19 protein-coding genes are annotated in these 23,576 nt (G+C 37.8%); 8 read left to right on the top strand and 11 right to left on the bottom strand.

Features of this window, described 5'->3' with window-relative positions:
• Nucleotide 1: 1 nt before the first annotated feature.
• Genes traD through mobI form a run of 4 tightly spaced genes read right to left on the bottom strand, consistent with a single transcriptional unit; the run spans nucleotide 2 to nucleotide 5,690 of the window.
• Nucleotides 2–1,915 carry a conjugative transfer system coupling protein TraD gene (gene traD, locus BM736_RS18970; protein ID WP_076415063.1) on the bottom strand — a complete coding sequence of 638 codons (1,914 nt, stop codon included), beginning with the start codon at nucleotides 1,913–1,915 and terminating at the stop codon, nucleotides 2–4.
• Nucleotides 1,905–4,412 (bottom strand): MobH family relaxase, encoded by a 2,508-nt coding sequence (gene mobH, locus BM736_RS18965; RefSeq protein ID WP_076415062.1) that lies wholly within the window; start codon nucleotides 4,410–4,412, stop codon nucleotides 1,905–1,907. The genes traD and mobH overlap by 11 nt, the downstream gene beginning before the upstream one ends.
• Nucleotides 4,412–5,167 (bottom strand): hypothetical protein, encoded by a 756-nt coding sequence (locus tag BM736_RS18960; RefSeq protein WP_076415060.1) that lies wholly within the window; start codon nucleotides 5,165–5,167, stop codon nucleotides 4,412–4,414. Before BM736_RS18960 ends, mobH begins: the two co-directional genes overlap by 1 nt.
• A 22-nt stretch (nucleotides 5,168–5,189) precedes the next feature.
• A complete protein-coding gene (gene mobI / locus BM736_RS18955) occupies nucleotides 5,190–5,690 on the bottom strand; it encodes a conjugative transfer protein MobI(A/C) (RefSeq protein WP_076415059.1) in 501 nt (166 codons plus the stop codon).
• Between the two features lie 733 nt (nucleotides 5,691–6,423).
• Between mobI and BM736_RS18945 the strand changes: the two genes are divergently transcribed.
• From BM736_RS18945 to BM736_RS18925, 5 genes are all read left to right on the top strand, one after another.
• Complete coding sequence (locus BM736_RS18945) at nucleotides 6,424–7,053, top strand: hypothetical protein (RefSeq protein WP_143562439.1); 630 nt, start codon at nucleotides 6,424–6,426, stop codon at nucleotides 7,051–7,053.
• A gap of 25 nt (nucleotides 7,054–7,078) precedes the next feature.
• A complete protein-coding gene (locus tag BM736_RS18940) occupies nucleotides 7,079–7,729 on the top strand; it encodes a hypothetical protein (protein WP_076415053.1) in 651 nt (216 codons plus the stop codon).
• Nucleotides 7,730–7,935: 206 nt separating this feature from the next.
• Nucleotides 7,936–8,934 carry a conjugal transfer protein TraF gene (gene traF / locus BM736_RS18935; RefSeq protein ID WP_076415052.1) on the top strand — a complete coding sequence of 333 codons (999 nt, stop codon included), beginning with the start codon at nucleotides 7,936–7,938 and terminating at the stop codon, nucleotides 8,932–8,934.
• Nucleotides 8,931–10,316 carry a conjugal transfer protein TraH gene (locus tag BM736_RS18930; RefSeq protein ID WP_076415050.1) on the top strand — a complete coding sequence of 462 codons (1,386 nt, stop codon included), beginning with the start codon at nucleotides 8,931–8,933 and terminating at the stop codon, nucleotides 10,314–10,316. Before traF ends, BM736_RS18930 begins: the two co-directional genes overlap by 4 nt.
• Before the next feature lie 5 nt (nucleotides 10,317–10,321).
• Nucleotides 10,322–14,077, top strand: a complete 3,756-nt coding sequence (locus tag BM736_RS18925; RefSeq protein ID WP_076415049.1) for a conjugal transfer protein TraG N-terminal domain-containing protein — start codon at nucleotides 10,322–10,324, stop codon at nucleotides 14,075–14,077.
• 17 nt (nucleotides 14,078–14,094) lie between these two features.
• Here BM736_RS18925 and BM736_RS18920 read toward each other — a convergent pair whose 3' ends face one another.
• From BM736_RS18920 to BM736_RS18900, 4 genes are all read right to left on the bottom strand, one after another.
• Nucleotides 14,095–14,646, bottom strand: coding sequence for a hypothetical protein (locus BM736_RS18920; protein WP_076415047.1), 552 nt, complete (start codon nucleotides 14,644–14,646; stop codon nucleotides 14,095–14,097).
• Nucleotides 14,647–15,037: 391 nt separating this feature from the next.
• The gene (locus tag BM736_RS18910; RefSeq protein ID WP_076415044.1) at nucleotides 15,038–15,370 is read right to left on the bottom strand and encodes a hypothetical protein; all 333 of its coding nucleotides are present in this window, start codon (nucleotides 15,368–15,370) and stop codon (nucleotides 15,038–15,040) included.
• A 15-nt stretch (nucleotides 15,371–15,385) separates the two neighbouring features.
• Entirely contained in the window at nucleotides 15,386–16,300 is a 915-nt protein-coding gene (locus BM736_RS18905) for a DNA replication terminus site-binding protein (RefSeq protein ID WP_076415043.1), read from the bottom strand.
• Between the two features lie 203 nt (nucleotides 16,301–16,503).
• The gene (locus BM736_RS18900; protein ID WP_076415041.1) at nucleotides 16,504–18,132 is read right to left on the bottom strand and encodes a hypothetical protein; all 1,629 of its coding nucleotides are present in this window, start codon (nucleotides 18,130–18,132) and stop codon (nucleotides 16,504–16,506) included.
• A gap of 392 nt (nucleotides 18,133–18,524) precedes the next feature.
• Between BM736_RS18900 and BM736_RS18895 the strand changes: the two genes are divergently transcribed.
• Genes BM736_RS18895 through BM736_RS18885 form a run of 3 tightly spaced genes read left to right on the top strand, consistent with a single transcriptional unit; the run spans nucleotide 18,525 to nucleotide 20,717 of the window.
• Complete coding sequence (locus BM736_RS18895; RefSeq protein ID WP_076415039.1) at nucleotides 18,525–19,034, top strand: hypothetical protein; 510 nt, start codon at nucleotides 18,525–18,527, stop codon at nucleotides 19,032–19,034.
• Nucleotides 19,027–20,148, top strand: a complete 1,122-nt coding sequence (locus BM736_RS18890; RefSeq protein ID WP_076415037.1) for a tyrosine-type recombinase/integrase — start codon at nucleotides 19,027–19,029, stop codon at nucleotides 20,146–20,148. The genes BM736_RS18895 and BM736_RS18890 overlap by 8 nt, the downstream gene beginning before the upstream one ends.
• Nucleotides 20,148–20,717 carry a DUF2913 family protein gene (locus BM736_RS18885; protein WP_076415035.1) on the top strand — a complete coding sequence of 190 codons (570 nt, stop codon included), beginning with the start codon at nucleotides 20,148–20,150 and terminating at the stop codon, nucleotides 20,715–20,717. The genes BM736_RS18890 and BM736_RS18885 overlap by 1 nt, the downstream gene beginning before the upstream one ends.
• 97 nt (nucleotides 20,718–20,814) lie before the next feature.
• Here the strand turns inward: BM736_RS18885 and BM736_RS18880 are convergent, their stop codons facing one another.
• From BM736_RS18880 to BM736_RS18870, 3 genes are all read right to left on the bottom strand, one after another.
• Entirely contained in the window at nucleotides 20,815–21,729 is a 915-nt protein-coding gene (locus BM736_RS18880) for a hypothetical protein (protein ID WP_076415033.1), read from the bottom strand.
• A 407-nt stretch (nucleotides 21,730–22,136) separates the two neighbouring features.
• Nucleotides 22,137–22,313 carry a hypothetical protein gene (locus BM736_RS25230; protein WP_179079082.1) on the bottom strand — a complete coding sequence of 59 codons (177 nt, stop codon included), beginning with the start codon at nucleotides 22,311–22,313 and terminating at the stop codon, nucleotides 22,137–22,139.
• A 264-nt stretch (nucleotides 22,314–22,577) separates the two neighbouring features.
• Entirely contained in the window at nucleotides 22,578–22,985 is a 408-nt protein-coding gene (locus tag BM736_RS18870) for a hypothetical protein (RefSeq protein ID WP_076415029.1), read from the bottom strand.
• Nucleotides 22,986–23,576: the final 591 nt, after the last annotated feature.

The raw sequence follows: 23,576 nt of genomic DNA, 5'->3' as shown, positions 1-23,576 counted from the left end.
ATTAGCTCCCACTAATTATTGGTAATTTACACTTAAGTTTTTGACCGTTTGATAACCTGGCTATGTACTGTAGTTTTGGAAGGTCACCAATTAGACTAGGAGGAAACATATCCTCTCGTGCTTTTGTAATGTTCTCTTTATAGCCACCGCTAAATTCAGTTAGACCATGACCTGTAGCCGATTGGACTGAGTATTGAACTCCAACTGTACTGATATTCGTTTGGTTGAACTGTTGAGAAACGTACTCTTGTGTCTTCGTATCAGTGACTTTCATTGAGATAAAGTTATTACAAAGGCCCAAGTAGCGATCTGCAGTTGCTTCATCTGTCATATCAATTAAATCAGGTATAGTCTGTGTTGAAAGTACAAACTGGGCTTTTGCTGCTCGGCCTTGAGCAAGGTTGTTGAGTAATGCATCGTTACCAGCGACAGCCGCGTGCACTTCATCAACTAAAATTGAGACTCTTCGTTCTTCACTGTCACCATAATTGTATCTATCGCCTAAGCAGGATGAGATATCAGCTAGTAATAACTTTGCTAGATGACCGGCGGTCTTAGGATCATTCATTGAGTTAAGTGAACAATAGATAACTCCTCCATCAAGAATTACCCTCTTGATATCGATAATTCGTGAGAAATCATCCTTATTGCGATCTGGTGATAACAACTTATCTAATGGATTTGTGCATAGGACTTTGAATAAAGGGAAAACAGAAGCTAGCATTTTTTGAGCATGCTCATGGTTGTGGGTCACAAACTGGACTACATCATCAACAGCAGCAACTTTCTCAGTACTAGCTATCTTAAGTGAGTAGTAAGCGAGCATCCCTTCAACTTTCGTATCCCCCATCTCCAACATCTTATCCAGTTCTTCTTCACGCCAATGCTTCCCAAAACGTTTTTCGTAAAATACGGATAATACTTTTTCTAATAGTTCTGTTTTGCCTGATCTCATATATCGATAGATTTCAGTTAATCTAGGGGCTTCAGAGCAATAAATCATTCCATCTGTTATTTGACTTATTGTCTGCCAACCAAAATCGATAAATGTATCTGAACCAGATTTCCCAGATTTTAGTAGACTGGCGATTCGTGTGGGAATTTCTGCTGGAGTTGCGAAGTTTTTCAATATGTCTATGGAACAAGACTCAGAAGGTCTTGCTGGACAAAATTCATGAAACTTATGGAAGATCCCCATTGCTTTCATTTCGTCTTTTATACCATTTTTTAGTTGCTTATCATCCTTGGGATCAATGATGACCAATGAATGGCCTAGGTGTAGGAACCCGGTACCAAGTAGCCGTAATAATGTTGTCTTACCTGAACCTACAACACCGGTGATAAATGTATGTCCAAAGAAAGTCTCCTCACTAACAATTTGCTTTTTCTCATCTCCTATAGAGTGAATCCAAGTTTTGCCACCTAGAGAGCGGGTATTTTTCTTGTACAAATTAACATATGGCTTTAAGGCAAATGGTAACTGCAACTCTTGAAGATCAACACTCATGTCCATGATTTGGTATGCACGTTGGGCATGTTCTGGCCCCCACTCAAAGCCATTGCCTATGTAGATCTCTCTTTTGCTTGTATGTTTAAAATTCTCAACTTTAGGGTTCTGCTCCCAGCGGTTTAGAAATCTAACGATTTTTAGGTCAATAAACATCAGTTTATTGATATGGAGACTCATCTGCCTTTTCATTACTGGGTAGGCATTCATGAGTTTGATTAACCCCACACCTATTAGACCACCAGCTATAAACACTGGTGTCGCTATGTCATTACTGGATACATTTGCATTTACACCAGCAGTAACCCCTGTAGCTAGACCTGCGCCAATATAAACATACGCACTGTTGAGCTCCAATAATGGTCTGAATAAGGTTTCGCTGTAAGTTAAGCTGCTCCTATTGGCCATCAGTTATTCCTTTTTGAATTTTATATTGCAATTCATCTCTTTGAGTTTGTGTACTACTGACCATTAAAGTCCCAGATTGGTCCATAGTTGGTTTAATGTTTAGTGTCTTTAAATATGGGCGTAAACTTGACGCTGAAACCCCTGGATAGTCTTTCTGCAAACTAGACACAAACGTGCTTAACGTTTGGTAAAGATACTTAGATTCATCAGGTAGTTGGTGTGACGTGTTTAGTGGTTCATCCGCGACAATGGATTGCTGTACCGTTGTTGTCATTGATGTTTCGTTGGGTTCTACTTGTTCAATGTCAACATTTTGAGGTTGGGCTAGCGGTATTTCTGTTTGTAGAGGCACAAATACAATCGGCTTCTTACTTGATTGTGTTGGTTTTACTTTATCTTCCTCTGCATTATGTTCATCCACTACATTCTCTATTTCATTGTTCAATGGGATATTTAGATACGTAAACGTCACTGCTGCAGATTGAGATATTGCAATTACTTTGGTCAGAATGTCGTTAATAGGAACTTTCTTAGGAAAATTTTTTGGGGTGTCAATCAGTAAACCTAAATAATCCATTTCTTGCTGGATAGACTTAATTGGTTGTTGCAGGTGCTCAGATAAGAACTTTGTTGATACAACTACAAAACCATTCTCAATTGTTGCACTTGCTTTATCTCGGTTCGACACTAACTCCCAAAGAGCTAGATCTACAGCTTTAACCGGTCGTTTAATTACCCAAGGTGGACTTTTTATGTCTGACTTACTTCCGCATTCATTAGCCTTACTCTTTTCTTGTGTGGATGATTCGCAACCAGGTAAATCAGGTTTTAATTCATTTGCCACATCCCTACCGTTTTTGGCGTTTTGCTTCAATGGCTCGTTACTGCTCTGCAAATTTGACTTATTTGGAGTCGACTCAGTTAATTTAGATTGATCACCTGATTGAGCGGATGCATTTGTAACTTTCTTTGCTTTTGGTTGACGCTTACGAGTAGTTACTTTAGTTGGTACAGGTAATTCTTTGTTGGTATCTACAGCTGAGGTTGAAGCGGTCTTCATTGACTCACTGTTGGAATCTGATGGTTTGGTCTTAATATTGTCCTTTGCTAAACCTACCTTAGCTGTATCGATATCTTCAACAATGGGCTTTTGGATGACAACAATTGATTTATCACCGTTGAAAAGAGTATGCACATTGTCTTCACTTTTTGTGTTGTAGCGTAACGCTCCATTTGCATTATCTGGAATGGGGTTATCACCAATGGCGAAGTTGGCCCAGACAAACTTTATTACTGATTTGGGGCTGGTGGATGCTAAGGGCCCAGACTTGTGTTCGTTGAACTGGTGGATATCATCTACGGAAAACTTTCCACAATAAAAGTTACCAAATGTAGACTTGTTAGATACCTTTCCAATAATTCTCTTCTCTATGAGAATTTCAATTAACGACTTTGGGGAGTTAGGAACGGCAATACGAAGGTCTTGGCATTTTTTGATAACTGCCTTTATTGGTTTGTTCATATCAAGGTATATTTCACCATTGAGAATAAACATTTCTGAATTGGGTGTATTAACAGTCCAATCAAAATACAAAGAGCGTAAGACGTCCACAACAGCCGTTACCATAGCCTTATCACGGTGAGAGTCGTGTCTCCAAACCCTAGCGTAATCATTATAGGTTGATGCGCCATCTGCGAACCTAACAGCGTTAAATAGATATCCTTTATTCGAATGATAGCCAATGAGGGTTTGAGTTATCTTTGAATAGAGATCATCGGGACCGCTAAGCAAATAATCTTTAGTGGTGTCATTTAAAATTAAAGAAAGGAAATGAATAGAGTTTGTTTCGTGCTCATTATGTATCCTGTTCTTGTTATGTAGAACAGTGTATTCAGTAAATGACTTAACCCCAGCCCAGTCCATTAGGTTGCTATGAAGGGGTTGCCATTGCTGACCCGTTTTGGGTTCTATTATTTGCAGGTTAGAAATAATTTTTCCTGCATCGTGTAACAGTCCACATAACCATGCTGCGTATTCGTATCTTGGGCGGCGTACTTGGTCCTCATCAATTAAACCTTGCTCATCCAGCATTGACCCTATAGCTGCCTGTAAAGATCTTAGGGAAACATCTAAAGAGTGCTCGAGTAGCCCACCGACATATTGATGATGATCCATTTCACTAGCAGGGAATAAGTGGCAATAACTGATGAAGTTTTTTAATATCTCTTCAACCATTTCTGTGGAATTGTATTTACTACCAGTCTTAACAAGGCCAATATTGTTTTCAATTTGAATGATTTTTGATTTGTGTCGGTCATATAAAGATTCAACACTTACTAAAGGTATTGCTGCAGGCTTTATAGGATAATGAAGCAAAGCATCCAACTTCGCTTCATCTTCTCTCATTTCAGAAATGTGGTCACTTTTTAAAAGTGAAGTCAATGAACTTTGTAACTTCGACTTGATGTTATGAGACCACATTTTTATTTTTATCATTAAACAGCCTTAGCTAACTCTGGTTGGTCAGCGTTTAATTCATTGTTGGGACTATCACTGTTTAATATTTCAGAAACATTCTCGGTTTCGATATTTGGTTGGTTTTCAGAACTATCTGAGGGTAGGGTAGTGCCAATTTCTGGAAAAAGTGAGAATACTCCTTGTTGAAGTTGCTGAATGAAATATACAGCGCTAAAAGCACCACCATTTCGTTTACCAGGTTTTGTTACAGTAAATATCTTTCTCGACATGTTATTAATTATCAGATTCATATTTGTTCTGCTTGACTCTTCAATACCATCATCATCATCAATGTTTGATAATAATAACAACTCTATATCTTCCATTAAAAAGTCAACTTTAGTTAATAATGACAGTATTTGAATGTGGCTCTTATGAATGATATCTATTTCTAGAAACATGTCAGGATTTTTAATAGATATAAATTCTATTCCTGAATCTGAATCATCTCTTAAAGCAGCAAGTTGACTTTCTAGTGAAGCAATCTCAAGTTCAGCTGGAATTAATACTTCTGTGTTGAACCATTCCACTAATTGATTGTGAAGTTGCTTATCATGAGAACGGGATGTCATTTTAAATAACTCTCCCATTCGATACATTGCATTGTTCAGGTTAGTGCCTGGGGTCTTTCGCATTGACAAGTAAACAGATTCAGACTTGAAGCTCTGTTTAACTACACCAGTCTTTCGCCTTGTTGGTTTTTCATTGTTATTTACTTGAGTTGAGTTAGACATTTGATAATTCCTTATGTTGCCTTTATTGAGCTGGTTTTCTAAGAACTCGTAGGATTTTGTTTAAATGGTTAATATGGTCACAGATAGCATTAAGAGAAATTCTTAAAGAGTTAAATTGAGCTTCGTATTTATCATATAATTTCTTTTCCCATGAGTTTGCATGCTTAGATACGCTGGACCATGTATACCCTTTTTTAGTTGGCTTAATGCGAACGCCAAAGGATTTTATATGCTTTCTTAATGGACTTTTTTTAAAGTCCCACCACTCCAAGTAAACACGGTGAGTGTTTTTTGGGGAATATACCCTAGGTGCCAATCGTCCTGTGTGTATATAGTCAGCAGAGCCTACTGAAATGTGTAGAGACTTAATCCTTTTGTTTTCAGTCTGCCACTCCTCCCAATATGCATCTACTTTGAACTGTACTTCTGCTTGAAGTTGATCTTTTAATTCATGTGAGTTCTTTATCATTGAAAGAATCACTTCGCCCTTACTTTCAGCGGTAAGGGTGTTGGTTTGGCCCATACTTACTCCTCAATGAGCAATGCTACTAAGAATATTTAATCATGAATGGTTTCTATGGAAGGGGATTAAGATTGCAAATATCGACACACTAAACGTAGAAATTAGAAATTTGAAACTCATTAGCTAAAAACATTAAGAAAAGTCCTTGTAGTCATTTTTATAAAATAACTATCTGTTGTAAATGCGGCTAAGTTTACAACTTCACTATGAGCCATTTTTTGCTCGTTAGAGGTGTTTGGAGAATTGTTTACAACATATATACGAAACCAAAAGTTGTTAAATCATAATCTTCAATAAACTGAGCTAGAAATTGCTATATATGTTGTAAACAAATAGAGGTTGCAAATGTGTGCAGGGACAAAACTCAGGTATGACTATTCTTACAATGGCTAGTTTACAACCTATGTAAGCGACCAAACGCTTTTATGGCGGGTTGCTAATTTATGCTTTGGTTATGTTTGTATCAAAATAAATCAATGTAGAAATTTATGTATAGAAAATGCCGGGTAATTATCAAGTTTGTGATCTTGGGTGTCACATTTGTTGTCTTCTTGTGTCGTCATTAGCTTCTGTATCAATGGCTTGAGGTGTTTTGTGACAATTGGTTTCTTTATGTTGTAAAAACATAGCCGCAGGTGTAGAATCTGTTTTGCTGTAAAGTTGTCCATATGGATTGTGAGCCTATTTTAAATTTAGGCTGTATTCGACTTTAAAAATTTACGTGGTAGTAGATATGATTGAGCAAAATATAAGTTTCCATAGGTTGCTAATTGACTGTCAGAGAATGTACTTGACGGCCTTGCATCGCCTATCGGTTCATGACTCGGTTTTGTGTTCAACTTTTTTCGATTTAGATGAGAAAACTTGTTCAACTCTATCAGGCATCAGCCACGAAGAGTTCGATAAAATTTGCCAATCTTTGAACCATTGGGTTCTCTCTTCAATGACCTATAAATCACAAAGATCTCTATCTATCGGCTTCAAGTTAGATGACTGGGTTGATAATGTATGTGCTGAATCTAGTGCGGAAATTAATTATAATAATAAATTTAATTATCCAGACAATTTGTCAATTGAAAATAGGAAATATTTCGATGATATACTAGAAGCTCAATCTGCACTTTTATTATCGCTTGGTGACTCAGCTTATCATTCTCGAGGTTTTACAGTTGGTGTGACTGGCATAGATAATAGTTTGATAAGCAAACTAGTAAATAGTTGGTTTAGTCCTATGAAAATGAGGTCATTACGTTGCCTCTCTCCTGTTTTTACCATTAATAAAAAGATCAACGTCCCGTTATTTTTAAGGGATGGTCGAGAGAGTTTATTATCTGTTGAAGCTGGTATCTATTCTATTAACTGATGATGAGTGTTTAAAGGGAAGTATCATGTCAAAAAGAGATAGTATTTCATTATCAGAGTCATTATTGATTAATAACAATCAGGCTATGCAGTTACATTCACTAGGCATGACACCGAAATGCATTGATGAGTTTGTTGCTGGTACTTATAACAATGTAAGAAGGTTTAAAAATGTAAACCCTCAACTTCAGTTTTCAAGAGGTTCATCAGCTGCTTGGACATTTAAAAAGTCTGGGTTTAAGTTCTCAAATATTTTATTTAAGTTATATATAAATGTTTCCGGTGATTTGAGTTTAAGTAAAGAGCCCAAAGTGTCAGATATTGTCGCAACTTGGACTGCTGCTCAGATACTATACCCCGAAATCATTACCGATCAAATTTGTGACATAACAAGGTTTTCATATCTAATTAGAGGGATTATTGATCACTCATATATTGTTGAGTCATGCAGTAATAAAAAATGTAAATCGCAATTCATTCGCCATTATTCATTTTTAAAAAAAGAATGCTGGTGTTGTATTGAGAAGAGGGAGGTTGTAAGAATTACCAAAGTCGGTTGTGCAAAGCCAACTTCTGTTCCAACTTGTTCTCCCAGTAAAAAAGCGGTTTCACTTGCAGCAAGTAATAATCATGTGGACATAAGTAAACATTTCCCGCATTCGATCTCCAGTAAATAGCTACTTTACTTTAACTGCTCCTTGCATAGTAATTGCGTCATCTAGTAAATGACGCAATTATCTATTGAAATATCTGCCCCCTTCAATTAATACAACCTTCTACATTGCTATTCTTGCTAAAAATCAACTTTAGATACCATTATTCGCAATCTTAAATACACCGTTACTTTTGTACCACCAGTACACTATTTGGAACGGAGGTATGTATGAAATTATTGGTTTTTTTAACATGTTTATTCGCCTGTATTTTTTGTTCATCGGTATTTAGTGGTGATGATGCATTTTACAAAGCTCGTGAAAAAGGATGGTTTTGGCACGAATCACCACCAATAGAGGAAGAAGAACCCGAGGTGAAAAGTAAGGTTGAAATAACTCAAGAAGTTATTCAAGTACAAGGCGAATCAGAACCTGAAATGATTGAAATTAATGCTGAATGGCTAAAGGATAACATCCCAATTTTAAAGATGAAGGCTATTAACAATCCTTCTTCAGAAAATCTAGGCGCTTTTTACTCTGCTCAACGAATCATGATTGATATGTCATCAAATTTTGCAACAAAGACAACGGACTATTTTCGTAAAGAAGGTAACTTCTTATCAGAGGAGCATCGTCGTCCAACTGAAAGTTTTATGTTATCCAACTTTAAACGACAAAGGCAGGAACAATCTAAACCTGTTTTAGCAAAAATTGGGATGAAAGGTGGGTTATGGTTTTTCTATTCTAGCACTTGCCCTTACTGTAAAAAGCAATTGCCATTAATGAAAATATTGGCTGATTATTATGAGGTGAATGTTTTATATGTCTCTCTTGATGGCGGTGTTTTACCGGGCATACCAGAAGATAATGTGGTGTATGACACGACTGGACAGGTAGCCTTAGACTTCAATATACAAGTTACCCCTACAACTGTTCTTGTATCAAATGACGGCCAGTCATTCGAGATGATTGCTCAAGGGGCAGCATCCTTAGACAAAATTCAAACTCAGTTAATTGCGAATGCCCACACGATGGACTGGATAACTGATGAAGAGTATCAGTCAGCACAACATATTCGAGGGTCGAATGCTTTAGCAAATGGGAATGTCGCAGTAAAAGCTTCAGAGATCGATAATCCAACAGTATTGCTTAACGCTCTTAAATCCAAGATTGACCTATCTAGCTCTCCAGTCGGGACTCCATTTAACCGAAGGACTTTGCAAAAATGAAACAGCTAAAAATTTCTATAGTTGCCTTTTCTATGTTTGTATCACCGGCATACTCAGATCCGATGCAAACAATTTTTAACGATATGTATAACGCCACTCCACCAAGCTTTTCTCAGCATGGCAATGGACGCTATGGAGTTTCTTTTGGCTCTTTTAGTTACCGACCAAATATCAGTCAACCTGCAAATATTGTAGCAGCTAGATTACCCAATTTTAAAATGGATGATTGTGGAAGTATTGATATGTTTGCAGGTTCATTTTCAATGATTAGTGGTGATGAGTTATCTCAAATGGCAAGAGCAATTATGCAAGGCGCCGCAACCTATGCATTCGATTTAGCTTTGAATTCTATCTCACCTATGGCTGGTGACATAAAAAAAGAGCTCACAAAGTTAATCACTGATATGAACAAGTTCTCAAAAAATGGCTGTCAAATGGGCCGCAACATGATGATGTCAGCAGTTGGAGAAGAGAATACGACTGCTATTACAGAGTTAAAATTGATGGAGTCACAATTTTCTTCGATTAAGTCAGCATTGGGAACTAGACCGGATTGGTTTTCTGCTGAAAATGATTCAAATAGCATCGCTGAAAATGCTGGTGAGACTGCGGTGTCCGTTGATTATAACTCCACAAAAGCAGCTCTTGATAAGCATGGGGCAATGGGAGCATTTTTCGAAAGCTTTGGTTCAATGAACAGAAATGAACTGGCCATGACCTTCTTTGGAACTACAGTTACTAATACAAGCGGCATCGGCTGTTCCTCTCCAGCGCAAGATGGCGAGAGTACATGTATTTCATATTACCCTGCAAAAGGGCCTAGTTATTTTTTCGACCTTTTCTTCGATGTACAAAATTTTAATAACACTTCTGATGTGACCATTACCTACTATAAGTGTAGCAATCCGCAATGCACAGAAATTACCGAGTCTACTAATACTTCTAAGCGTTTCCTGCCCCTCATAGCGGAAAGTATCGATGACTTATGGGATGTTATGGCAAAAGGCGATCAAGCACTAACTCAAGACCAACAAATTCTCAATTATTATCTAGGCAACGATATGATTTCCAACATGGTTAAATTTGGAACCAATAGTGGGAATAAGGAGGCTTATAAAATGCTTAAATCTCTTCAAATGACACGAACTGTTCTCGAGCATCTAGCTGAAGATATGATGGAGAAAACTGAACAAGCTTTGGAGAAGGAGAAATCTGAAAACCAAAATTCAAAAGTAGCCAAAGCCGGTTTACCTCAATCACTGAAGTCAGTTGAAACATTTCGTGAACAATATCAGTTATCCGTTAAATCAAAACTTAAAGAGCATATCAACGAAGTTACAGCTCAATTTGCAAATTTCTATGCATTGAAGTCAGCGGAGTAACAGTCATGGGAAGTTATGAAATATTTTCAGTGGGTAACCCTGCATTTCTTATAGAAATATTTACGGGAATTTCACGACTTTGGTCTTCAGGTGATATTTATCTTTTCCTTGGGACCGGGTTAATTCTTGGTCTTATTTGGAGCACTTTCCAATGGGCGATAGACCAGGATAAATCTCCATTTCCTGCTAAAGGCTTTATTTTAAGTATTATATTGGTCGTTGGACTATTAGGCCCACAGTCATTAGTTGATGTTACTGTTATTTCGAAGCGTGACAATTCTTTCCAAGATGTAAGCAATGTACCTTTATTGCCTGCTTTTAGTGGGTGGCTAATTACTAACTCAGTTAGTTACCTTGCAGATGGATTTGCTCAAGCATTTAGTATCGTTGGCGTTGACAATACATGGAGTGCGTTTTCACCTATCCAACACTTTGTTGGTCTTGCCAGTGTGAATTATGAGTCTGTTTGCACACCTTATCGAAACGCAGAGAAGTCATATAACATATGTAAGTCAATGAACTTATACCTAAATGAATGTTATACGCCTTCAAATTTACTTGAAGACGGCAAAAGTGAGCCTATAGAAGCAATCTTTAAAGTTAAACCAGCCGATTTAATGGCAACTATCCAAACGACTAATAAAGCATTGCAAACTACGTATTTTTTAGACCCATCAGGAACAGCTACTCAAGGGGTAATGAGTAGCTGTACGATTGCCTACGCAAAACTTGATGAAGCAATTAAAAGTCCTATATTCAATGATTCGTTGGATAAGTCTTTAAAAGCTCAGGGTATAGATCTAAATGAAGTACAGATTTTTGTTGACCAACAAACATCTCAAGGAACAATGCCTGATGCTGAATCATCTTTGACTTTAGCGAATGCTATGTTTTTGAAAAGTCAGTTTGTAAATTACTTTCCCAATTCTAATTACGGAAACCAGGTTGCTAGAGGTATGTTTGATACTGCTAACCAAAGGCACCTAGCTAATGCTCAGAAGAAAGAGTATTGGATGGAAAATGCAGAAATAATGCAGTCATTTTTTGAAGCTTTAGCTGTGTTTTTAACGCCATTTATTGGCTTAATGTTGGCTATCTCAAGTAAGGGGCTAATGGCTGTAGGCCAATACATGATGGTATGGGTCTTTGTGCAAATGTGGACCATTATGATTGTTCTCGTAAATGGATTCATGGGTATGGCAATGACTGGACGGTTTACCGAAGGAGTGGTGGCAGGTGAAAGTGTGTTTAGCTTAACCGCTATCGATTCTCAGTTTGCATCTGCTAATAGTTATATCTCTATGGGAGGGATGTTATATACCTTTATTCCTGCTATCTGTGTATTCGTTATGTATCGAGGAGTCCATGCAATGCAAGGTATGGCTTCGAAAAGTATGGCAGATCCAAGTATAAAAGCTGAGAGGTTTGCGCCTGATACTGGTGCAACAATGAACTCAGGAAACGCTAGTTTTGGTAATCATAATAGCCAATATATGAATAATATTGGGGCGTATAATCGTGGTGACAATGCGACATCATCAACAGCTGGAGATATAACTGCAGGAGGCTCTGTTGGAGCTGGGGCGACTAGTGGACAAACAGCCATTAATAAAGCTTCAGAAACGGTATCTCAACAAAAAAATGCAGCAATCCAAGAAATGTTTCAATCTGGACAAAGTGGAAGTTCCGATTTTACCACTGGGTCCCAAACCCAATCCACAGTGGGAAGCAAAGAAGCGTTTATGGCTCAAGCATCACAGGCAATTGCTAAAGCTACTGGCATGGATATATCAGAGGCTCAACGATTGGTTGCAAATGGTAATGTCGAGATTGGCGCCGGTGGTCAACTTGGTTTTAATAAAGGAGGAAACGGAGTATCGCTAGGTGCAAAAGCTAAAGTTGCAATGGGTGTGAATGACGAAGCGTCTCAATCAAGTAAGGAATCATTTAGCGATACACTTAAACAAGCACAAAGTAAAAGTAAAGAGATTAATGCTGCCTTATCTCAGATTCAAACTGCAGGTGATAGCAGTCAGTTTACAGAAAGTGCTCAGTTTGCAGAAAGTACTTCCAAGGCTGCTCAATTAGCAAAACAAGAGTCAGTTTTGCAGGAGCAAAGTGCTTCAGTTGGTAATATGAATACTGCCAGTGGCCAGATTTCTCAATCTGCAAAAATTGATACAGGAACAATGACAAGGCAACTCGATGGCCAGTCTATCGAGGATTACCTTAAAAGTGTTGATCCCAAATTATGGGAGCAGATTTCAAATTCTCAAATTCAAACTGAAAATGGGATGATTTCTGGAGAGAAATACTTGGAAAATCAGACTGCTGAACGGTTTGCTACTCGAGATGGTTACTCTGCAACCCCATATGGTGAAGCAAAAGCTTATGCATTAATGGATTACGTAAAACAAAATGATGGCCTTGATGTATCAGGAAAGGGGGTAGATTTTGATAAGGAAATGAATGATAACTCAATTAATAAGGGAATATTTAATGCTCTCCAAAATCATGGTGTTGAGGGCGCTGCACAAGCATCAGACGTATATGAAAATCGCGAAGGCAATCTTCAACAAATGCAGAGTACAACATCTTCAATTCTCGGTGACTATGAGCTTAAGGATGTTTTAGGTGAACATCAAAGTACTGCAGATATTGCCGGTTCTAACCAAACTCCAACTTCCAGTGCAGACAAAACACAGGGCAATGCGAGTGGCAGGATTGATACCACACAGGCATCTACAGCTAATGGACAAGCTGCAGTTGTTGCTGCTCATTCAGACGGTAATGCTCAATTTGAAGAAGATGGTCAATCAATAGCAAATGTCGGAAGCATTAGTGAAGATGATCAGGAAAGATTAAACAACTCAACAGCAAATTTACATGACACTCATGCAAATACTGCTGGAGTTTTAGGGGGAGTTCAAAGTGTAGCAGGCCAGGTTGTTGATCATGTAAAAGGTGATGCAGCCGAAAACATGAATGAGTTTATTGTCAGCTCAACAAACAGTGGAACAATACCCACATCGGTTAAAGAGGATTATGCTGATGGAATGGAGAAACTTAGCGATGTTGGAAATATAAATACTAAGGTTCTAGAAAATGGATTGAAAGCTGATGATAGATATAATTCGTCTGAAAGCTTTGAGGCCATGATCGGCTTGATATCAGATCAAGAAATGGTTGATTCAATTGTGGGCAAAGATGGAAATAGCGGAAGTACCGCTTTTACAACTGAGCAAAAGGAGCAACTCTCTGCCGCTAACCAATGGTTCCAAAATTACTCTCAATCTGGAGGAGGATCTTCATTAATTGATAAAGCTATTGAAAAGGCTTCTGATAGAGATGGTGACGTAGTTGGATCATATCTTAATGCATTGGACAACCGTGGAATGGTGTCATCAGCAATGGATCAATCATCACCTGACTCATCTATTTCTGAAGGCTTTAGTAGCATTATCGAAGGGGAAAAGTTCTGGGGGGTAAGTAATGATCTAGGTGTTTCAGGTTCAGGCATAGAGCCAGGTACCTACAGCTTCCTTAACCATAGGTTTGATGAAATGGCTGTGCATGCAGGTCATCAACAATCAGTCTCAAATCAACTGGGCGAGCTATCTGATAAATTAGAGCCATACATGTCAGAAGAGCAAAAAACAAAATTTGATAGTTATATGGATGAATATAATGAAAGGTTTGAAACTGAATCTATATCAAACACTACACCTAGTAACACCTCAAATGTAGGAAGTCGTTCATAGAACTAAATCTCTGGTTGCTACTGAAATATGTAGCGCCAGAAACTAGGCTTTTTTGTTGGGCATGCTTTTAGGTAATCATCGAAGTAGTTTTTTCTTAAATTGAAAGGAACATCTTTGGGCCGAGTGTTCAATTTACACCATTCACGCCAATCCATTTGAGTTTTTAATTTAAGACTTCTTGTAAATACGAGCAAACTTGCAAAATCAATGTAGGTTGGTTTATTGAAAAATTCATTCCAGTTCTTAAACCCTTTGATCTTGTTTATATGTACTGGAGCTTCTATCTGCTTAGTGTTGATTGCTAACTGCCATTCCTCTTTAGTTTTCAAATTAAGAGACAATGCCAATTTCTGCAATGACTCTATATCATGTTCAGAAGTTAAATATTCAACGCCTGTGAATTCATCCCACCCCTTCCAATGATCTTTGTAGAAAACCATAGGCTGGTAAGGAAGTTGTGATTTCAAATCAGGGGTAGAATTTCTGAAACGCATATAATCATTAGCACTGGTGACTTTGTTATCACGGATCAGCTCTAAGGCTTGTTGGTAAGTTAACTTATAGTTCATATAATTCATTGTAACACAACATTCGACAACTAGCCGTTAACTGTTATCTGCGTAGAAGTATCTCCTACAAAGAGTGTAAAAACCTTTCTGTTCTTCTGAGATTGTTTCCAAGAAACTGTTTGGTCAACAGTTTTACTTATGTGCCTTTTTGATAAAAGTATAGAAAAAAAATGTCTAGTGACTACCAGTGATGTGTCTGTTGTAGATATTTTTACTTTTATGAAAATTCCAAGTATGGGAACAGCACTTGCTACTATGTAAACCCAAGGTAAAGTAATCTCATACAATTTATACGAAGTTATCGTAGAAAGCATAAAAATACAAAAAGGCATCATCAGTGCAATTATCGTGGCCTGAAACAATCTATTTTTCCGAAAAAGGTTATATTCCATTATTGATCTTTCCTATCCATGAAGTAGGTATCTCCGTGGAAGGTGAATTGCCTATGAGGGTCATTAAATATTTTACCGCCAAGCATATATTTGTCATTAACACGCGCTGGAGTAGCAATAAACTGACGATTGATTTTACCATTTAGTAAAACCATTTGAGCCTGGTAAAGTTTGTTAATGTACTCCTGCTGTGTAGTCATATGTACATTAACAGGATGTAGTTGTACTTGGCTAGAAAAACTTTCTGTCTGGTTAAAGGTTAACCCCTTTGGTAGTTCATTTGCAGGAGTAGTGACTGATAAAGTTATTGCGCATAAAATTTGACAAATCATGTTGCCATCCTTTCATTAGATTAAGTACCAATGTTTCCGTTGAATCAGTACTGGGTGTTCAATTTTTGGTGGTTCGCGATACACATAATCTTTCAAATCATTAATTTTTTCGGGCTTCTTAAACAAAACAATTGGTATTGTAGCGTTACTACTTATGTGCCGTTTTGCTCGTGTTTCTCCGCTACCTTTGCACCATATATCGATAAATGGTTGCACTCGTGCGAAGCGGATCTCAAAGATCTTAGAGCTGGTGGGCACATGAGTGAGTAACTCTGTTTCCTTTCCATGCCGGTTAACAACTTCATCTTTTGTTAATCCAAAGCACTCGAAATTTCTAGCCTTAAGCCCTGAGTCGAGTATGTTCAGGGCGTCATCATGCTTTACGTGCTTTTTTATCTTCTTAGCTCGCCAATAGAAATTAACGGAGCTTACATGTTCAAAGGACCCATCTAAGATCTTTATTTGCCTAACTGCACTCAGAAGAACTACATTCGGGAGCAATTTATGCAGGTTTTCATGTATATCTTGTCTTTTGTCGAATCCAACCTTAACGGAATCACTAAAAATGACTCTTAATCTATTAGCTTGCTCATTTAAATCTGTAAACTGCTGCTTAAGGTTCTGAGGTAAAACGATGATGCCTGGATATCTTTTCGCTAAATATGTATTTTCATTGAAGGGATTTATCTTGTTTTGAGTAATAGCCTTCTTAACAAATGTTTTTGACTGATCATTAACTTCTGTAAATTGTGAAAGAATCTCAATTTGGGTCGGTACTTCAGATTCGTCCCCGAGATTGTTAACTGGTAATTGATAAATATTTACCTGAATCAAATTCAAACAAACAAACTCTGCCAGTTCAGCAAGCGCTTCTTCTAGCCTTTGATAGTTGATTAATATGTATGAATTTAAGGTTGCTCGATTACTCATATGTGTTACGGCATACTGTCAATAATTATAGTCTATGCCTATTTTTTAGGCTGGTCAATCATTTTGAGTTGTGACATTAAAGTTTGCTACCATGAGGGGTAGCGTATGAAAATTTCTCTTATCTGACTCTATATGCAACAGAGTGAATAGCCAATAGAAAAATCACGGGGCTATAATCAATTGTTATGCAATTTTATGAATAACTAGTGTTTTACTATCTGGTACACTACTTTTTGAGTAACATTTTGGTAGTGCTTGAGATAGCCTAGGTATAATATTGAATTTAAGTCCCAAATGCTGATGTCATTCAACAAGTAATCCGACTCATTGGTGGAGTGGCCAAATGAGCAACTTGAAGAGTCATTAAAGATAAAAGTATCATGACCTTCTATCTTGCTTAATTGTTCACAGTCTACATTATCAACAAAGACAAAGCTGAGGTTATGCCCTCTAGTTATATTAAACTTAATATTATTAGTTGTCTTTCCATAAAAAATTGTGGAATTCAATATTTCAGTGTTGATGAGCACTTGTGATCCTTCCCTATATTGGATAATCCCACCTTTCAAATCAGAATCAATTGAATTTATTGTGAAGTTACCTTCAGATAAATGAATTGGTAATCTATAAAGTTTATTCTGTTTAGCGATACTTGAATTTTCAAACCCATTAATTAAATCACTTGAATTAATTATTGCCGCAGTACTGCCAAGGGCTAGAAATGAGTTAATGCCAAAAAAATCTTTGATCTCAACATTTATATTTGATCCGTGTTTAACAGAAAATGTGCCGAAATCTCCTGATAGCTCAAAGTCACAATTATTGCCAGTGTCTACTGTTAATGCTCTTTTAAAGTGTACAAGTGCTAATTGTTCGTTAACTTTACTTAATTGAGAGCTAAAATGACGCGTTAGTTCATCCCTATTCAGTTTGAATATTTGCCTATCTAACAAGACCTTAATCTTATCGTAATGACCATATGGATGTGTTTGTGGAACCTGGACTATAGAGCCATTACGGTCTCTCGTGAACCCTGATAAGTAGTCAGCGTCAAGATCTAAAAAAAACTCCTCAGCCTCATCACTCTGCAGGTTAGAGTTGTTCATCGAAGAGATTTCTAACAGGCTATTATTACATTTATTTATTTTTAAATATGCATTGCCATTGCTAGAGTGAACATTTACGTCATGTAAATTGTCCTTACTTTCATTAAACTGTTCATTGCCAAGTTTATCAACCTTCACCAAGTAATTGTTTCCTTTAAGGTGGAGGGTTGAATTTTCAATTGTTGAGATATCTAAAGTGCTGTCTAGTAGATTACCTGATAGGCTGAGATTTTCCATATCACCGGAAATATAGTGGTTAATTATTGATGTGTTCCATAACTCACCTGATAAATTTATATCATATATGTTTTTTCTGTACTGTTTTGTCCCAATAGATATACCACTAACTGTTTCCATATCAAGTAAGTTTGTTAAAGCTCTTTTAACCGCATCAGAGCTATAGTTATTACTTCCTATCGTTTGGTATAGTGACATTCTATATGAATTGAGTGATGACTCTTCAGCATTTTTTAAACTGCAATATGATAAGACTACACCTGTGACTGTGCTCGCTGTAATAAGTATAAGCATGACTGAAGCAAAACCTCTAAAAAAGCCATACTTAGGTTCCACCTCGAGTCTAAAAATGTACAAGATAAAATGATGAGGAATTAAAGCAATTTCAGTCGCATTATGTTTTGCAAATAGTGCCCAGCATATCAGCCTGTACCTAATTGTTTCTTCACCATGATTAGACGTGGGCTTTTCCCTCTCTGGCTTCTGCATGAGCTCTCCATTTTCAGTAGGTATGGTATTAACATCATTGTTTTTTAGCGTATTTTCAATGCATCGTTGTACGAAATGAGTGGTTCGTCACCAATTGTAATTAAATTGTTGTGTTAAAGAAAAACTGATAAGCCGATTACCCCTCAAGCCTTACTTACCCTATCGATTTACCGTTGATTTCTTTTGTGGTGTCACCATTTATAATCACTCTTGAAAATATCAGTTTTATGCAACATAATTAGCATTATGTTGCATAAAGGATTGTAGCAGCGTTATAATAGCTTTTATTAAATGGTGTCACCCTAATTGAGGGTTTGTCATTTTTCGGGGTGATGCTACTGTTTGACGAGAATGTTCAGTCATGGTGTTTCCGTCATAATAAGGAGTGAGGCATGTCTGATTATCAGCCGCCAAAATGGCGTTATCAATATGGCAAAACAGGGCGCGGCTATAATTTGCGCTTGTTGTCAGTCGATGAGCTGTTCCTCTCTGCAGATCTACTCAAACTATGGCTGAAACCCACCAGTGCACTGGATAATAAAGCGTGGTACCAAGCCATTGTCTACTCCAACGACTATGAAAATCTGTGGCTGTATTGTAATCGATTAATAAAAACCATTCGCACTTGTGAGCCTGCAACTGTCAACAAGTATGAAATGGATGCACTTAATGATGAGCTCAATCGCATTTTTAGTGATGCCGGTTGGCGCGCCATGAAGCAAAAAATGAGTCAACAGAGCAAACGCAAGCGTAAAGTTCGCCCGGAGATCTCAGCGACGATAGTCAAAGAGTTACACCATTTTAAACAAGAGCTGGGGTTATCGAGCCTCGATGAAGCGGTGGATCATCTACTGGCTTTTTATAAGGATCATGCAGACCAAGTTGGGGGCGACCATGACTAAAAATCTTATCGCTGCAGTCAACTCAAGTTTGGCGAACGCAGATACACTGACCCCGAATACGCTTGAAGAGTCATTGTTAGACAACCGATCATTATTGGAAAAACGCCTTAAATCTCAGCTATCTTTGACGGCAGAGCATATTGATAATGACCTAGTTAAGTCTCTGATAAACCAGCTTTTAGCAGATTTTGCTAACAATGATAGCGCCTTGAGCGACAACACCCTAAAGTCATTGTTTATTTATTGGAATGTATTTGAACAGTGGTGTAATGAACATAATCATGTTTCATTGCCTGCTTCGGCCGCGACATTTATTGCGTACATTAATGATAAAAAGTCTGTCGTTAAAATGAATACCTTGAGCCAATACCGCTGGGCGGTCAGTAAAATCCACCTTGCAGCAGGGTTACCTTCCCCTTCACACACCCAAAAAGTGATGGATATCGTTGGCGGTATTCGTAAGCAAAAAGCAAGGGCCAGTGAGATGGTGACGCAGGCGAGTCCGTTCCGCTCGCACCACATTGATGAACTGGTTAGCCTGTGGGTAAACCATCAATCACCGCTTGAGTGCAGAAATTTGGCGATAATGATCACCGCGTATGAAACCATGCTGCGTGAAAGTGAGTTAGCCAGGATTGAGTTATCTCATATTACATATCATGATGATGGACGGGCGACACTGCTTATCCCGTTTACCAAAACTAACTTATCAGGCGAGCCAGATGTCGTGATGCTTAGTCGCCAATGCGTTGAGATCCTTGAACGCTACCTGTCACATAGCATCAATGACAGCGTGTATTTATTTAAAAAAATGGCTAAGAATGGTAACCCTGCAACGCAACATAACCCGATCTCACGGTTCACCATTGACCGCGTATTTAAACAGGCTTATTTGAGCTTTTGTACGCATCGACCACAACTTATCCGGGGCATATCGGATTGGTCTGGCCACAGTGCACGAGTCGGCGCCTGTCAGGATCTGTTAAGTGCCGGTTATTCGGTATTAGAAGTGCAGCAAGCAGGGCGTTGGTCATCTTCAGAAATGGTCTATCGTTACGGCCGCAATATTTTGGCTAAAGAATCGGCCATGGCACAAGCAAGGTGGAGTAAATAATGGCACAAGCGTACCAACTTCTGTTATCTGAGTGTTGTCATAATAACCTCATCAGTTTGTATTTAGAGGTGGCTGAGCAACCGCGCTTCATGCCCTTCGAAAAGCGCAATCAATACTTACTTAAGCGATTAAAAGCACAGTATAAGAAGCCCATTAATAAACCGATAAAATCTGATATTAAGAAGATGATAGTCAGGGCCCAATCGGTGAGTTTAGAAGGGCAATTGCTTAAGCTAAATAGACTCATTGCCAATAACCAGGTGTTGAAACGCGCCGAAACCAACTGGGTTGACTTCTTAGTTCGTCTAACTGACAGCGGCTATGTGGTGGAGGTTTCCAACCTTAAGCAACCAGCTCAAGAAAATAGGCTTTACGTGGTTAAAGATGAAATATTTAACACCTTGGAACAATCAGGCACCGTTGGACCATTATCACTATTTGCCTACTTGTCGTCAAAGGATGACATTGACAAGCTGAGTGCACTGATTGAACAAGATGAATGTTATAACATCGATGAACAGATTTCCTTTGATAATCATGCAAAGCTAAGTTTAGTGCAAATAGAGTAATAAATATTTGCGGTTAAAATGAGTTTGTAGTGAGTAGTAATTGTACTATATTTTGTCTGTATGCCGTAAAATATTTCAGTTATATAATGCTTTCTTATCAACGAGTTTGCAATGTTCGAGCAAATGAATATATTCTGTTATTGACAATCACCTTGTCAGATTTGTACCAAGTACTTACAGCCTGCCGACTCACTCCTGTTAACTTCATAAATCCAGAGGATCTACCTTCCAAGTATTTATGTTCGTATTCCGCCATTGAGTAGACAACTCCAGTAAATACTCCATCTGAAAAGTGAATAGGTTTGTCTATGTCGGCTAATTTCAAATCCCTAAAATATCTATATAACTTCTTGCCAATAACAATGTAGTTACCAACTGACCATTGCTCAACATTCCTGCTTTGGGTATTGTTCATCTTCGCTGCAATCTTAGTATCGTTGGAACAATGACGTTTTAGATAAAACTCAAAACTATTGATGTTTACATGCTTTTTCTCAATGTTATCGGACTCAATAGCCTTTGAATCAAGCAATAAAGTCTTCAGACTTTGCCCTGTTTCAAAGTGAGCCTGTAAGACTATTTCTGCTGGAAATGCACCTTTGTAAACGTTCTGATAGTAATTACCATGTATAGCTCGCATTTTTAGTTTAAAATTTGCGTGTGACGATGAAGTAAAGCCATAAGCTGAAGCTATACGCTTAAGGATTGCGGCGGTTTTTTTGGAGATAGTAGATTCAAGTTCTTCAAAGTTACCATAAACCTTTAAAGGAAGGTCTAACTCCTGCAGACCAATAATTGATCTAACATCCTGCTTAGTGATTATACTCAATATAATCAAGGCTTTATTAGGCAATGTATCTCTTTGCTTCCAGATACTGATACGATATGGGGCAACCCCCAGCATTTCAGCTATTTCGGCTCTTTGATTCAGTTTCAATCCAAACTGAAAGGCTAGGCGCCTGAACAATTCTTTTACCGTAGATACAGGTTTAACCTCAACAACTTTACTCATATACTCTCTTTATCAATAAATTCAATCAACACATTAACCATAATCTATAAAATCAAACCCGCAACAGCTTGGTTTATGGTTATACAGGCACTTCTTAGGAATATGTTATTTCTGCATATCTAATTTGATAGACCTGGCTCATAAGTAAGATATAGACGAAGATGAGCAAACATGAAGTTGAAGATTTATTTCTGCAAAGAAAATGTCTCTCGATCACTCAAATTAATTTTCACCAATTGACCAGGTGACTGGCAAAGTTGGCACGTTCTAAACATAATGCTCATTTCCTCTATCGCCCAAATGGCCTAAATGCAGATTCGGTTGGTAATTGATATAAAATTGAAAGAACGATTATCAACAGAACGAGCACAACTGCTATTCGCTTCGGTAAATCCATTTGCTGTATCCTATATCTCATCTTTGTCGCCGGTTAACATATAAAAGCAGCCGGTAAGGAAAATAATCATGGCAACAATAAAACAAAGTCCGAATAATGTAGGGTTGTTCTCATAACTGAGGATACCCCACATAATTGGTTGCCCAATTAAACAAGCCCCCGCCATTAATACTGTAGATTTTTTCATCGATATTCACCTTTCCCAATATTTACTAACCTTATAATTCAGCCAATTCATTATCATAAACAGGATTATCAGCATTCCTATAGCTACAAAAAAATGAGCCACCGGTTTTTCATATAATCTAAAATGATATAGGACCGAATTTAAGGAAAGAACACCAATTGCAAGACAAGCGAACAACTTTTGTTTGCCATATATTGCTGTAAATACTAGAGAAAAAATGATACTGGTTACAAAAATACTGCTAAAAGCCATACGTTCACCTCTTCAGCTTGTCATTTTACGTGCAATAACTATTAGGCTGTCTGTATAAGAGTACCCATAACCATATCCGTAACTAACACCACCAGCTACCGCCTCAGTATCACCCATGAGCCTTGGTGAAGAGGTTATTTCATCATCTCGAAATTGGTAACTGTAAGCACCTGAGATAACTGGGACGATACTGTGCACTTCATAGCCTGAGCCATTAAGGCTTACTAATGCTAACCCTAAGTCTCTTTCAAGTCTTTCAGAGTCAACGCAACTCTCAGGTTTCTGAACTTCAGTTTTATCGTTTTTTGGTGTCTTTGGATGAGCATCTGAGCTCCCCCAAACATCTGGTTTAATTGCAGGTTTTTTTTGCGTTTCATTTGTATCTTTGAAGTAAGCCTTTACAAGTATTGTTTTATTCATAAACTGGAGGGCCTATATTATTGTTAGTGGTTTTAATCAGGAAGTGCCACTCAAGGGCAAACGCCGTCTCTCATGGTTAGATATCCATTAACCATCAACATAATACTGGCAGAAGTGATCGCGCCAAGCACAAGCTTAGATAGTGTATAATTGCCTGTTATTAATGTCAGATCATCAACGCCGAAACCTACTAACCCAAGTCCAAAATATACAATTGGTACAAGTAAAAAGGCTCCGGACACAAATCTAGTCTTTCCTAGTAACATAATTGGCTCTCCAAATATTAATGCCGATGAGTATAGTTCGCATAGTATTCTACAAACTTCAAATGGCGCAACTGAAGCAAGTACGATGCTAATCATCTAGGGTGATCAAAGATATGTTAAACGATTTAAGGCAAAACATTGCATTCAAGATTGCGAATTAAGCCATGCTAAATCAAATTTTGAAACTGGAACTGATATATAAGAATTGAATACGAGTCATCCGGAGAACCAACAAATAAATATGATAAAATAGTAGCAATTTCTAAAGGGAGTTAATTATGAAGTGTCGTCATCGATTGCTATTAACTGCGTTTGTTACTTTGGC

It is taken from the genome of Shewanella sp. UCD-KL12 (genome assembly GCF_001957125.1).
In the GTDB taxonomy this organism is placed as follows: Bacteria; Pseudomonadota; Gammaproteobacteria; order Enterobacterales; family Shewanellaceae; genus Shewanella.
The sequence above is the reverse complement of the archived record's forward strand: the minus strand, read 5'-3'. Positions and strand labels throughout refer to the sequence as shown.